11 protein-coding genes are annotated in these 13,540 nt (G+C 65.2%); 3 read left to right on the forward strand and 8 right to left on the reverse strand.

The window, feature by feature from the left end; translation table 11 throughout:
* Positions 1-818: 818 nt before the first annotated feature.
* Together QSK17_RS02745 and QSK17_RS02750 are read left to right on the forward strand one after the other, a co-directional pair.
* Complete coding sequence (locus QSK17_RS02745) at positions 819-1,187, forward strand: DUF7674 family protein (protein WP_285702746.1); 369 nt, start codon at positions 819-821, stop codon at positions 1,185-1,187.
* Positions 1,188-1,722: 535 nt separating this feature from the next.
* Positions 1,723-3,141: an IS1380 family transposase gene (locus QSK17_RS02750; RefSeq protein WP_285702747.1), complete on the forward strand. Its 1,419-nt coding sequence runs from the start codon at positions 1,723-1,725 to the stop codon at positions 3,139-3,141.
* A 773-nt stretch (positions 3,142-3,914) separates the two neighbouring features.
* On the opposite strand, the gene QSK17_RS02755 is transcribed toward QSK17_RS02750, so the two are convergent.
* The 8 genes from QSK17_RS02755 to QSK17_RS02790 form a co-directional block, all read right to left on the reverse strand.
* The gene (locus QSK17_RS02755) at positions 3,915-4,100 is read right to left on the reverse strand and encodes a hypothetical protein (protein WP_285702748.1); all 186 of its coding nucleotides are present in this window, start codon (positions 4,098-4,100) and stop codon (positions 3,915-3,917) included.
* Between the two features lie 78 nt (positions 4,101-4,178).
* Positions 4,179-4,718, reverse strand: coding sequence for a DUF6529 family protein (locus QSK17_RS02760; RefSeq protein WP_285702749.1), 540 nt, complete (start codon positions 4,716-4,718; stop codon positions 4,179-4,181).
* A gap of 366 nt (positions 4,719-5,084) precedes the next feature.
* On the reverse strand, positions 5,085-5,360 hold the full coding sequence (locus QSK17_RS02765) for a hypothetical protein (protein WP_285702750.1): 276 nt from the start codon (positions 5,358-5,360) through the stop codon (positions 5,085-5,087).
* Between the two features lie 126 nt (positions 5,361-5,486).
* On the reverse strand, positions 5,487-6,455 hold the full coding sequence (locus tag QSK17_RS02770) for a metallophosphoesterase family protein (RefSeq protein WP_285702751.1): 969 nt from the start codon (positions 6,453-6,455) through the stop codon (positions 5,487-5,489).
* Positions 6,452-6,961, reverse strand: a complete 510-nt coding sequence (locus QSK17_RS02775) for a cupredoxin domain-containing protein (protein WP_285702752.1) — start codon at positions 6,959-6,961, stop codon at positions 6,452-6,454. Before QSK17_RS02775 ends, QSK17_RS02770 begins: the two co-directional genes overlap by 4 nt.
* Before the next feature lie 685 nt (positions 6,962-7,646).
* Positions 7,647-8,255, reverse strand: coding sequence for a hypothetical protein (locus QSK17_RS02780; protein WP_285702753.1), 609 nt, complete (start codon positions 8,253-8,255; stop codon positions 7,647-7,649).
* Between the two features lie 926 nt (positions 8,256-9,181).
* Positions 9,182-10,159: a phosphotransferase gene (locus QSK17_RS02785; protein WP_285702754.1), complete on the reverse strand. Its 978-nt coding sequence runs from the start codon at positions 10,157-10,159 to the stop codon at positions 9,182-9,184.
* A gap of 679 nt (positions 10,160-10,838) precedes the next feature.
* A complete protein-coding gene (locus QSK17_RS02790; protein ID WP_285702755.1) occupies positions 10,839-11,621 on the reverse strand; it encodes an SAM-dependent methyltransferase in 783 nt (260 codons plus the stop codon).
* A gap of 440 nt (positions 11,622-12,061) precedes the next feature.
* On the opposite strand from QSK17_RS02790, the gene QSK17_RS02795 reads away from it, so the two are divergent.
* A complete protein-coding gene (locus QSK17_RS02795) occupies positions 12,062-13,327 on the forward strand; it encodes a C39 family peptidase (protein ID WP_285702756.1) in 1,266 nt (421 codons plus the stop codon).
* The last annotated feature ends 213 nt before the right edge of the window (positions 13,328-13,540 follow it).

The raw sequence follows: 13,540 nt of genomic DNA on the forward strand, positions 1-13,540 counted from the left end.
CCCTCGCAGATCAGAAGCCTCACCGTCGAGCTCGCCTCGCCGTTCCTGGCAGAGGCACTACAACACCATCATGCTATGCGCGTCTATCCGTACGCGCCTTTGCACATGGAGGTGTACGCCGACAAGTTCGGCCGCTTCCGCTGAACGCTGCGATTCTATAACTGCTGATTGCGCCTCGAATACTTGCTCCCTAGCGGCTTCTGCCTGACTTTCGGCAGCCCAAGCGCTGTGCTTGGCGTGCCTGGTGGCTCGCATTGAAACAATCAAGGCGATAATAGATGCGAATAGTGAAGCTCGTTCAACAGTTACGTTCGCCTTTATTAAACTCCAGATCTCAGGCTATTCTGCTAGCAGCTCAGGCATACCTCACAAAGTAGGCCATCTTGGCGCCATCGGATAGGAGTCAGCCGTGACCGTGACTAGACACTGACAGACGGCATCTTTAGAGGGCTACTTAGCCAGAGCCACCGCGCTGCGGCTCCCTTGATGAACCGTAGAGCTAGCCGTTTAGCCGTCCGAGCATTGCCGAATTGTGCTCATAGGTATCAAGGCGGCGGCGCTGCGCGCCCCCGCACCGCGGCCCATCGCCCGCCCGCCGTCCGGGCATGCGGCCTGGGGGCCGGTCCCGGACGGCAGCGGCTCGGGCCGTCCTCCGCACCGCAGCAGACGCCGTAATCCAACGCACCGACGACCACAGCGCCGCGCCGCTGCGCCCTGCTCTTCGAGGCTCCTTAGGCGCCGCATCGGCGCCGTTGTGCCCTGCCCCCGCCTGGACACGGATCCCACATACGCAGAATGATCAGAACATGGAGCCAATGATGTACGAGGATGTGGTGGACCGGTTCGTGCAGGAGGTTCCGGAGTTCACTCCGGTTTGGCAAGAACACGTAGCCGATAATGGAGAGGTCCTACAGCACGTGCTGTTTTGGGACGTCACAATGTTCGTCCTTGACGCGCATGAGCGAGGAAACCGAAAAATTGTCGATCGCTGTCTCGACTTCCTTGAGCGTGCTCTTCAGTCGACAGACGTCCACGTTCGGAACCTGGTTGGAACTTCCTTCGTGGAGAACGTGGGCCCGTGGGATCCGGCTGTTCGTGACTTCATCGGGACCTGGCCTCCGCTTCTCCGAGAGCAGGCAGCTCGTGATGGTTGGCAGGCAACGGAAGCGCCCAACAATATGCGCTGAAGAGTGCATGCCTCCGGCGAGGGCACTCCGGCTCCGGGGTGATCGCCAATCGAGGCCCGGAGGCCGTAGATGGCTGAGGTGGAGCCCGCGCACCCCTCCTACCATCGACCCAGGCAGAGCCCAGCAGGCCAACTCCTCCGACTCAAGCCCGTCTGTGCCCCTTGGCGTCCAATCGCCGAGGAACGGCGACCGGTTAAGGTACACACGAAGACGGGCTTGCCCCTCCGTCGCTGGCCCGCTGCCGCTTCGCGGTGGCTGTCGACCGCCGAGCGTGACCGCGTCCGAGCGGTGCTCATGCTTCTCCCGGAGTGCCCGGAGCGCTTCCACGCAGAGATGGGGAAGCAGCAACGCCGCCTTGCACGATCACACGCCACCCGCCCGTATCTGCCACGTGAGCAGGGCGGGGAGCCCTCTACCTCAAGTAATCACGGCAGACTTGATCGACTAACCCATTTACATGCAGAAAGTGCCCCTGAACTGGGAAAATCAAAGCGACCAAGCATTTGATAACCACAGTTCGAGGAGCACTTTCCAGGTGTCTGACCCTACCGCGTGGTCCCGCGATCTCACAGTCGAAGTCGACGGACGTGGCGTGGTCAACCACGCCGGATCCGCCGTACTTCGACTGTTCGCCGACGGCACCGGGCTGACCGAACGCCTGTCCAGGGCACTGCGCCGCCGCGGCTTCACCCCGGTCCACGATCGCGGCCGCGTGCTCACCGACACCGCCGTGATGATCGCTGACGGCGGGCGAGTGCTGTCCGATCTAGCCACCCTGCGCGACCAAGGGGAACTGTTCGGGCCGGTCGCCTCCGACCCGACCCTGCGACGGGCACTCACCGAGATCGACACCCTGCAACTCGATCGGATCGCCGCCGCCCGCGCCGCTACCCGCCGGAACGTGTGGCAGTTGATCGCCGCCCGGCACGGCGGCATCCCCGCCTCCCGCGTCGCCGACCGCGACCTGGGCAAACAGATCGTCATCCGACTGGACGCAACAATGATCCCCAGTCACTCCGACAAGCAGGGCGCCGCGGCCAACTTCAAAGGCTACGGCCACCACCCCCTCGCGTCGTTCTGCGACAACACCGGCGAGGCCTTGGTGGTCAAGCTCCGGCCCGGCACCGCGGGCAGCAACACCGCCCGCGACCACATCGACGTGGTCGACACCTCGATCGCCGCTGTCCCCTGGCCGTACCGGCGCAACCTGCTGATCACCACCGACGGCGCGGGAGCCACCCACGACTTCATCAACCACCTGCACGACCTGGCCCACCGCCGCGGCCAGCACCTGGACTACTCCATCGGCTGGGAGTTGGGTGAACGCGAAACCAACGCGATCACCCTGCTGCCCGAAGATGCCTGGCAGCACGTCATCGACGCCGATGGCAAACCGCGCGACCTCGACAACGCCGGTGTCGTCGAACTCACCGGACTGCTCCGCCGCAGCGTCGGCGGCGACCAACTCGCCGGCTGGCCCGCCGACATGCGAGTCATCTGCCGCCGCGAACGCCCCGGCAGCGGCGCCCAACTGTCGCTGCTGGAGGAGGCCGACGGATGGCGATACAGCCTGTTCGTCACCAACACGCACGGCCGCCAACTCGACTTCCTCGAAGCCCGCCACCGCGTCCACGCCCGCGTCGAGGACCGCATCCGGAATGGAAAATCCACCGGGCTCGCTCACCTGCCCAGCACATCCATGCAGGTCAACACCGCGTGGTGTGTCGCCGCCGCGATCGCCACTGACCTGCTGTGCTGGCTACGGCTGCTCTGCCTGACCGGGACCATGGCCCACGCCGAACCCAAAACACTGCGCTACCGGCTCCTGCACACCGCCGTACGCCTCGTGCGCGGCCAGCGCAAACGCAAGCTCAAGATCCCAGAAACCTGGCCCTGGGCCCGCGAACTGGCCGCCTGCTTCACCTTCGCGCTCGCCCTGGCCCCGCCCGGCTGACGCCACCACTCATGTCCCTTGACCGCAGACCCCGGAGGAACCCCCCCACGTCGGCCCATGGAACCGACGCCCACCCGACGCGACAGCCGGGTCGGACCGCTGCCCAGTAGCTTGACAACATGATCGAACTCGGGGCCGAAGACCGGCTTCACACTCGAGAAGTGCCCTCGCGCCTTACCCGTGACTGATCAAGGTCTACGTCGTGACTGGCTCCCGTTTGCAAGCAGAAAGTCAGGGGGTGTGCCAGGTGCCGAGAGCCCCGGGTCGGCGCGCTGCCGCTTCGCAGTGGATCGATGGCAAGCGGGACAGAGGGGGCAGAGAACATGCTCGCGCCCGAGCAGCCTGGAACCAGAGCGAAACAGTAAACGTTCCATGATTGACTAGATCGAAGAGCCGAGGGCGGCAAGTGAGCAACGCGCAGCACTCAGGCAGGCGAGCAAAACGGCAACGCGCCCGAGCGGCCAAGCAGGCGGCTACGGAGAAAAGCGTGGTTCGCAGGCTTGTGCTCTACACGGTGGCTGGCGTTCTTATTCTCGGCGGCTTGATCTTTCTGGTGTTTCCGGTCGTGGGAGTGGTCGGTGCAGGTGGCATCGCCTCGGGCGTAATCTTCGCTGCTTCAGCGGGTATGCCCACAAGCTGGGTAGGGCCGCCTAATCCCCGTGCACCGTATCGCGCCCTGGTCGTGGCCATTAGCGGTCTTCTGCTCCTAGCGTTCGTGCTGGTGTATGGAGTCTCGGAACAGATCGGGTGAGTGACCAACTGCTCCCGAGCGGTCAGCCGCTGGTGAGCAGCAGGTCTCCGTTGACGGCCACGTCGGGGTGCTTGGTGGTGGCGAAGCTGCCCCCGGGGACGGCCCGGAGCCTGATGGTGCCGCTTTGGCGGTACTGCGGCCCGGCCAGTACGAGTTCGGCCACTCCATGCAGGCTCTGCCTGGTCAGGACCAGTGCTGTCATGTCCACCGGCGTCTCCTCCCACGTCGTGTAACCCCGAAAACCCTGCCATGCACGGTCGAGTACCTCGCGCTCTGTGGGGGACTGCTACGGCCGGGCCAGCTGCCAGAGCGCCGCTGAGGACCACAGGATCGCGATGAGGGTGACCAGGGTGCCGCCGGCGAGTGGCAACGCCCAGCCGGGTAGGTGCCGGCTGCGGACGATGAGTACCTTCGCGGCGAATGCGCCGTAGAAGAAGCAGCCGGCGAGGGAGTGCAGGGCGACCCGAGCGCTGTCCGTCTGCACTCCGTAGGCGGTGATGCAGTGGTAGGCGATGGGCAGGGAGAGCACGAACAGCACGGCTCCGCCGATGCGGTGGGCGAGGTGTACCGGGCGGGGGGCGGCACCGGCCCCGGGGAGCCGTTGGTAGATCCACAGCGCCAATATGAGCTGGTAGAAGGCCAGGCCCAGCAGGGCGGTGCCGACTTGCGCCTTCAGAAGGTTCGCGTCGTTGCCGCGGCGTCCGAACAGGCTGCTGGCGTAGTCGGGTGTGTGTATCCGGCCGAACGCGTACAGGGCTGCCGTCACGGCGAGGGCGAGGCCGGCGGCTGCTGTCAGCCGCAGCCCGGCCGGGCGGGGTGGTGACATCCTGTGGCTTGCTCCCACGTTCCTCCGATCCCTGCGTGGTCTCGGCTGTCGGCGCCGCCGCAACAGCCCGCTCAACGTAGTTCAACTAGTTATGTTCCGCCTTCGCGGTGTCCCCGGCGTCAATCTCCCGAAAACCGGGGAATGCCAGGTTTTGCTGTGCTCCGAAATTCGCGGGATTATGTTACTGAGAAATACTTGGCGTTATCGCCCCGCTGGGTTTCGTCGCCCGTCAATTCATGCGTAGGCGCCGACGGTGCGATCCAGCCAGCCGCAGGTGGCCTCTATTCGGTACCAGAAACTCGCGCGGGATATCAGTTCACCCGGCAAGATCGACAGCGGCATGCGCCACGAGTATCGAGTGGATGATTATTCGGCGCCCGTGAGGCCCTCCGCCGGCTTGCGCATGGCCAGCTGCCAGGCCGCGAGCAGCAGCAGCGCGGCCACTTCGACGATCACGCTGATCGCAGCCTGCGGGGAGGGGGTGAATCCGTGCTCGGTGAACCCGAAAATCCCGATGGTGCGGGAGAGCGTGAAGCCGCCCAGCGTACCCAGGGCCACGGCGGCGGCGCCGAGCCTGACGATGGCCGAGTCGCTGACGAGCAGCAGTAGGGTGACGGCGAAGGCGCCGCAGGCCTGGAGCAAGGAACGCCGTGCCGATGATGTGGATGTGCCGGTAGCCGCCGTTGAGGTAGAGGTCGGCGTGGATATAGCCGCTGACGGCGATGGCGGCGGCCGTGCTCAGGCGGGCGGCGAGGGCCGCGGACGCCTTCATGCCAGCTTGTGGTTGGTGACGGCCAGGCCGCCTACACCCTTACGGTAGGTGACAGTGCGGATGCCCAGTGCGTCCTTGAGGCGGCCGGCTGGTACCACCTGTGGGAGGGGTCCCGGCCCGATGCCCGGTTTGGGCAGCGGGTAGGCGGTGGTGGTGGCGCTGTGAAAGGTGACGTTGCCTTCGGTCTTGGTGAACAGCTGGTGCACGTGGCCGTTCAGGCAGGTCACAGAGGAGAAGCGGCGTAGCAGGCCTAGGACCTTGATGGCGTCATTGGTGCCCCAGCCCCAGGCCGGGTACATGGCGAACAGCGGGATATGGCTGAACACCACGATGGGAGTGCCAGCCGATAGATCAGCGACGTCTTTGCGGACGAAGTCGATCTGGTCGGTGCCAAGGTGCCCGAGTTGCTCCATGTGCAGGGTGTTGACCAGAGCGATGAAGTGGACGCCATGGGTGTCGAAGCTGTACCAGCCGTCGCCGAGGGTGTTTGCGCCGAATCGCTGCCGGTACGCGCGTCCGGCGTCGCCGATCGAATCGTGTTCCCCGGGCACCGTGAAGACGCGACCGGTACGCAGGCCGGTCATCATCTGCTTGGCCTGGTCGAACTGGCCCGGGGTGGACAGGTGGGTGAGGTCTCCGCTGTGCATGACGAAGTCGGGCTGGAAGCCCAGGCTGTTGACCTGATTGAGCGCTTCGGTGAACGTTCGGTTCACGTCGGTGTTGGCGGCGCCGGTGAAGCCGATGTGGCTGTCGGAAATCTGCACGAACCGCAGCGCGCCAGAGTTTGCGGCGGCCTGTGCGGCGGCGCTGTCCTGGCTGCCTGCGATGCTGCTGATCACTTGGCCGTCGGCCACCATCAAGACCACGGCGGAGCCGAACCAGCCGGCGTGGCGCAGCAGTTGGCGGCGAGACATCCCGTGTTCCGGCGTCGGCTCGGCTCCACGCGGATCGATAGGGCCGGTCACTGGGTCACCGTCACAGTGGCGGTCATGAACGGGTGGATGCTGCACAGGTACTTGTAGGTGCCCGGCGTGGTGAACTTGTAGGGGTAGCGGGCACCGGACGCCAGCGCGGCGGAGCGGAGCGGACCCTGGCCCTGGCTCGTCACGGTGTGCGGTTCAGGGTCCTGGTTGGTCCAGGTCACCGTAGTGCCTGCCTTGACGGTCAGCGCAGCGGGATGGAAGGCGAAATTCTTGATCGTCACGGAGTTCGGGCCCACCGGCGTGGCCGGCGCGCTGCGTGCGGGTGCGGCTGTGGCCGTGTTGGGCAGCACCGGGATGGGAGATGCCGGGCCGGTGCCGCCGGGCCTGCCGGGCAGGCTCTGGCCGGCGCCCGGGGTGATCCCGCGGGACGCCGGGCCGCGCTGCGGCGAGCCGCCGCAAGCGGTGACCAGACCAAGTGCGCCGATCAGAGCAAGTGCGCCGATCAGGGCCGGTAGGCGAGGTATGCGGGGATGAATATCGTGACTCATGCTCCTGTCCCTCTCGATGGCTGGAGTGCCGATCCATTCAGCGCGAATCGACATCGACACTGTGAGATAGCACGCCGGGTTACCCACGGAACCCGCCTGATCAAGTTTGGAGGAAAGGTGACAGGCCGCTCCGGCACGTTCACCAGCGCCGACCGTGGCTGGGACTCGACTACGCCGACGTGCTGAAACCCGATCCAGAAGCGTTTTTACCCTGAACTGACCCAATCAACGTGAAACCACTGGATATGCGACGTTGACACTTATATCGCCGGAGATATATGCATGGTTGAACTATTTCCTTAGTTATGTCCCACCTTCGCGGTATCCCCGGCGTCAATCTCCCGAAACCGCGGAATGCTAGGGTTTGCTGTGCTCTGAAATTCGCGGAGATATTTTACTGAGAAAGGACGGTCTCTTGGTCCACTGCGAGATCGACGTACGCCACGGATGCGGCGCGCTTGGCCACATTCGTAAGCGTCTTAGCCAGTCAGAAACCGGAGAGGCCGGCCCCACTTGGCGGAACCGGCCTCTTGCGTCTGTGGAGCTATGGGGATTTGAACCCAGACCCTTTCGATGCGAACGTGGGTAGAGCGGGCGGCACCGACCCATCGGGTGCTTTCCAGTGCTCTCTAGTTCGGGTGTGATTTCAACTGCGGGTCTTCCATACAGTCGGGTGTCAGCAGATCTAGATGGTGCCGCTGGTGAGGTAGCCGCAGTCCCACCGCATCTTGGAACCGAGCGGGCTGCACATCCGGATGTCGTAGAGCTTTCCTGCATACGTCCCGTTAGCCTTGCCCAGGCTCAGATCCTCCACGCCCAGGCTGAGGGACTCAAGGGTGAGGCCGCTGTAATGCACGTAGTCACCGAGGATCCTATTCAAATTCTGGTCGAAGTTCGTTGTCCAGCCCCCGTCCGCCTTGACCGGATCCATCACCAGGGACACGGAACTCCATGCGTTGGTGGTCCAGTTGTAGAAGCCGATGTTGAGAACGACGTGACAGTTCGGCTTCCCGGAAGAGGTCTTCGGATAACCCGGCAGAAGTTGGCCGAGCACCGAAAGTTGAGAGCCTATTCCGCCGTTGCTCCCAACAGCTCCTGAAGCGATGACGAACTTCGACTGGTAGTCGCATCTGCCCGCCTTGGCGTGGAACCACACACCGTTGTTTGAAGTCAGGAGCACCGGACTGCCCTGAATTTTGGTATAGGTGACCGCGGCCGAGGCGGGCGCCGCCTGAGAAAACAGTAGGGCGAGGCTAAAGAAGATGCCGAAGATGGACGAAAGTGCGCGTTTCATAAGTCTTCCTCAGAGCTAAGGACGGATGAGGCGAATGGCGTTCTTGGCTCGCACTCTGTCTGACAAGATATCCAGCCTTTCCCAAGCTGGTTGCATCGATTTCTCGAACGAGAAGGAACATTTCCAGTTCGCGGTTAACCGCGGATGATCACAAACTCAACGAAAAAGAAACGGCCAACGCCCGATTGTCGATGGCGTGGTGAGGTTGGACTAGCCAAACCCGTAGCAACACTGCGTGCGGACTCATATTCTCTCCGCGACCTAGTCATGTAGAGAGCACGAAGGGTGGCACCTTTTCAGCAGGGTGAGGAGCCCTCTACGTCGTGACTGGCTCCCGTTGCAAGCAGGGGGTCGGGTGAGTGACCAACTGCGTGACAGTTACCGGTATGCCGGAGAGCATGGAAGTGCAGGCCGGGGAAGCCGATCTTCTTCGTGTTCTTCGTCCAGTCGGCCGCCCGGCGGAAGTTGCTTCGCCGGAGGATGCCGCCCCGCGCGCCAGTGACCGGCCCGACATCCACATCCTCGGAATGGGCGCGTCCTACGTGCTACTCCTGACCGGCTTCTACACGACGACGGCCAACACCTGCCGCTATGGGACAGACTTCCAACCGTCGCCTACTGGCTGCTCCCGGCCCTGATCGACTCCCCCTTGATCGCACGCGCAATGGCCCGCAGGCGCCAGCGGCGCGCATCAGCCTGAGCATGAAACTTGACGGCAACCACATGCCTTGCCGAATTGTGCTCATAGGGATCAAGGCGGCAGCGCGGCGCGCCGCCGCATTGCGGCCCGTCGCCCGCCCGCTGGCCGGGCATGCGGCCTGAGGCCGGTCCCGGCCGGCAGCGGCTCGGGCCGACCGCGGTTACGCCCCCGCCGGGCCCAAAGCGTCCCGCCGCATAGGGCGCCGGACCGCCATCCAGACCGCAGGTCAGTCTCGGCTGGATTCGAGATAGCCGGTTAGATAGGTCAACGACGCGGCGATGTCCTCACCGAGGCCGTGTGGTCGGCGCAGTTCGTCGACGAAGATGGCGATGTCGGCGAGCCGCCACCAGAGAGGATAGAGAGCGAGGCCGGCCAGTGCGACGGTTCGGCCGGTGGCACGGGTGTAGCGGGCGAGTACGTCGTCGACGTCGCCATCTGGGTCCTCGCCGAGCATGCGGGAGAGGGCGGGGGTGAGCATCCACAGGTCCCGCTCTGGCGGAGCGATCTGCACGGTGCCCCAGTCGATGAGCAGCAGTCCAGCCGGGGTACGCATGACGTTGCCGGGGTGCGGTTCGCCGTGCGTGACCACCCAGCCCGGCGCGGTGTTTTGTACTTGGTCGACTCGCCGGTCGAAGTCGGCGAGCAATCGTTGGACTTGCCCGGCATGGACAGACAGCAGCTTACGGGCTGGCTCGGCATAAGGCCCGTCGGTCCACTCCCGATCGAGGTCCTGCAGCGCCTCCTCCAGCTTGTCCCGACCGGGCAACACCAGGTCAGCCCGTGATGCGGTGTCCGCCACGATCGGGGTTGCCTTGTGCAGCTCGGCCAGCAGGTCGATTACCTCTACGCGGTCCTCGGGCCTGTGCGCGCCAAACTGCCCGGCGGCACCCGCCACCATTGGAAACACCGACAGGGCGTACCGCGAGGTTAGCCGCCAGACCGCGGCGTCAGTCGCGGTCGGGATCGGCGCGAGGACGAAGTCGAGCCCTGCGTCCCGGCACAGTGCCAGGGCGGCACCGTACGACCGGCCGAGCCGGTTGAATGCGTCATCACGTTCAGCGACCTCAACGCCGAGATCGTCAACCTTGACGAACCAAGCCGTCCCGCGCCGATCCACCACCGACCAGTGGTAACTGCCCGCGCCCACCGGGAGGTACTCAACCGAATGGGGCTCAATGTCCCAGCCCTCGGCCAGTGCCACCACCAGTTCGGCCTCCGCCAGACCCCCCGGTCTATCCCTCATACGCCGGTATTCTGCCTCACTCGCCGCAGAGTCACAGATCATTCTAGAGAGGGCTCTTGAGGCCTTATGGCCGAAATGCGGGTTGCTTTCTCCTCGCCGGTTCTGCCTCCGGCGGGGGCCTCGGCTCCGGGATGGTCGCCCGAGCGTGAGCCGGTCTGTAGCTGGCTGGGGTGGGAGCCTGATCGTCCCGCCTGCCACGACCCAGGCAAGCCCAGCAGACCATCTCCTACGGCTCAAGCCCGTCTGTGACGGTTGGCGTCCGATGATCGAGGAACGGCGACCGGCTCGCGTACACGCGTGGGTGAACCCCTGATGATGCCTCGTGACTGCCACCCCCGGGCGATGAGAACGGGCGAGGAACTAGCCGCGACAGCACGACCCGACCCCCCGGCTGGAGATCGGGCCGGCTCACCTGACGGCGCAATACGGCGACCTGATGACGAAGCACCACGGTCTCGGCCGCCTCGGCCCGATCACCACGCCCCAGTAGGACCAGGAGCTGAAAGACACGTCCGAGGATGAGGTAGAGGAGGGACCACGACACCGTCAGCAGGATGCCCGAGACCTCATCATGCTCGGGCCGTGAACCCCCAGGTCAGCCACTACGGCTGAGTTTCCGCACCCCACACGTGAAATTCCGTCAGAGCTTCCTCCCGACGGCTCCGTACGCGCCCGCCATGCGGGTGGCGCGGGTGGGATCGTCGTCCGGGTGCCAGTCGAAGACCGCGACCATGCCGGGTTCCACGAGTTCGAAGCCGTCGAAGAACCGGGTGATCTCGGTGCTGCTGCGCGGGGTGAAGGGCGTGGGGCCGGTGTTGTACGCCTTCGCGCTGGCATCCACGGCTTCGGGTTCAAAGTCGGCGGTGACGTGAGAGATGGCCAGGTAGCTCCCGGCTGTCACGGCCTTGGTGAACCGCTTGACGATGCCGAAGGGGTCCTCTTCGTCCTTGATGAACATCAGCGTGCCCACGATCACGATGGCGATCGGCTCGTCGAAGTCGAGGGTCGTCAGAACGTCCGGATGCGTCAGGATGCTCTCCGGGTCGCGGAGATCGGCCTCAATGTACCTGGTCCTGCCTTCGGGTGTGCCGCGCAGAAGCGCACGGGCATGGTTCATCACGATGGGGTCGTTGTCGACGTAGACGACCTTGGCCTCCGGGATCACTCCCTGCGCGACCTCGTGCGTGTTGCCCTGCGTGGGGATGCCGGTGCCGATGTCCAGGAACTGGCTGATTCCCTGTTCTGCGAGGAAGCGCACCGCACGTCCAAGGAAGGCGCGGTTGTCCCTTGCTCCCTGGACCACTCCAGGGGAGGCGGCCCTGGTGGCTTCGGCGACCTTGCGGTCGGCTTCGAAGTTGTCCTTGCCGCCGAGCCAGTAGTCGTACACACGAGCGGGATGCGGCACCGAGGTGTCGATTTTCACTGAGGTCGACTCTGGGGTCTCAGACGACGGGGGGAAGTGCGTGTTGTTGGCCATGCCGGCCTCCAGGAAAGCGGTTTTTTCTGATCTTAGCCTCAGTCAATTCTTGAGTGGGGCGTTTGGGGATCTTGGCGCCGATTGTGGCGATCATACGGCTGCCGAAAATCTCATCCGTGCAGCTCAAGGGCACAGATCTGTCGCGCACAGGGATCCCCTTAAACCGACCGTGGCGTTGAGGACCGGCGATCATCAGCCCCAGGCGCGATCGTGAGCGGGTGGTGGTAGCCGAGCACCAGCACCTGCGTGACCAGCCGGATCTGCCGGGTGCGCGCCGCGAAATACCCGAAGGATGCCCAGAGAGGTCGTAATACGTATTCCTGCCGATGTGCGGGCGGGCGGAGATCTCTACCGTCGAGGACGCCGACGACACCCCGAGGTGAGCCATGCGCGTGCCGAGCGTGTTCCTTCCCGTGTTCCTGTCCGCAGTCCTGATGACATCCGCCCTCACCTCCGCTGCCGCCGAGGCCGAGACCAAACCCCCGCCCGCCGCCGTCGACGTCGTCTACGAGCGGGCCAACTTCGGCCCCGGCACCCGCGAGGGCGTCAAGGGGGGAAACACTCTGTCCTTCGCCGCCCCCGTAGGCACGATCTCCTACACCGACGCGCTGGGCACGAAGAGCTGGGAGTACGCCCGGTGGACCGGCACCGAGCGGCCGATCGGGTTCGCGGCCACCGAGCTGGTGGCCTCCTGGAACGCCGACGTGCCGGCCGGAAGCTGGCTGCAGGTCGAGATGCGCGGCCGCAACGCTGCCGGGCTGACGAAGTGGTACGTGCTCGGCCGCTGGGCGTACGGCGATGAGGACATCCGCCGCACGTCGCTGCCTGGGCAGCGTGACGCCGACGGCACGGTCTCGGTCGACACGTTCGTGGCCGCGGCGGGCAAGGCGATCACCGCGTACCAGTTGCGCGCCACGCTGTACCGTACGCCGGGCTCGTCCGTGACGCCTGTCGTGCGCACGCTCGGCGCGATGGCCTCCGCTGTGCCCAACCGGGCGACCGTCCCGGTCAGCCCCGGCGGCGTCGCCTGGGGCGTCGAGCTGCCCGTGCCGCGCCGTTCGCAGAACGTCCACGAGGGCCACTACCCCGAGTGGGACGGCGGGGGAGAGGCGTGGTGCAGCCCGACCTCGACCACCATGGTTCTCGGCTACTGGGGCAAGTGGCCCAGCGAGCAGGACACCTCCTGGGTGGACGTCTCCGATCCCAACCCCGAGGTCGACTACGCCGCCCGGTACACCTACGACTACGCCTACGAGGGAGCGGGCAACTGGCCGTTCAACGCGGCCTACGCGGGACGGTACGGGCTGGAGGGGTTCGTCACGCGGCTCCGATCGCTGACCGAGCTGGAGCGGCTGATCCGCGCCGGCATCCCGGTCGTCACCTCCCAGTCGTTCAAGGCGGAGGAACTGCCCGGCGCCGGGTACGGCACCAACGGCCACCTCATGGTCATCGTCGGCTTCACCGCCACCGGTGACGTGATCGCCAACGACCCCGCCTCGCGGGACAACGACGCGGTGCGCCGGGTCTACCCGCGGGCGAACTTCGAGAACGTCTGGCTGCGCAGCACCGGCAGTGGCGGGATCGTGTACGTCATCCACCCGAAGGGTCACCCACTGCCTCCCACCACGCCGGGGCTGCCGGCTAACTGGTGACGGCCGGCGACGGGCACGTCCGGTTCTGAGGGGGCCGGGGCGCAGCAATGCGCTCCGGCTACCCGGCAGGTGATCAGGGAAAGGGCATGCGGAGGTATGGGAGCCCGCAGCCCGTCAAGCGGTAGTTCTCCGCGTACTCCTGCGTGTCCAGCATCCTGTAAGTGCTCTGTAAGAGAGGCTGCCTATCTTCACCTCAGTTTCCGTCTTTGACCA

The sequence above is a fragment of the Microtetraspora sp. NBRC 16547 genome (assembly GCF_030268965.1).
Classification (GTDB): Bacteria; Actinomycetota; Actinomycetes; order Streptosporangiales; family Streptosporangiaceae; genus Microtetraspora.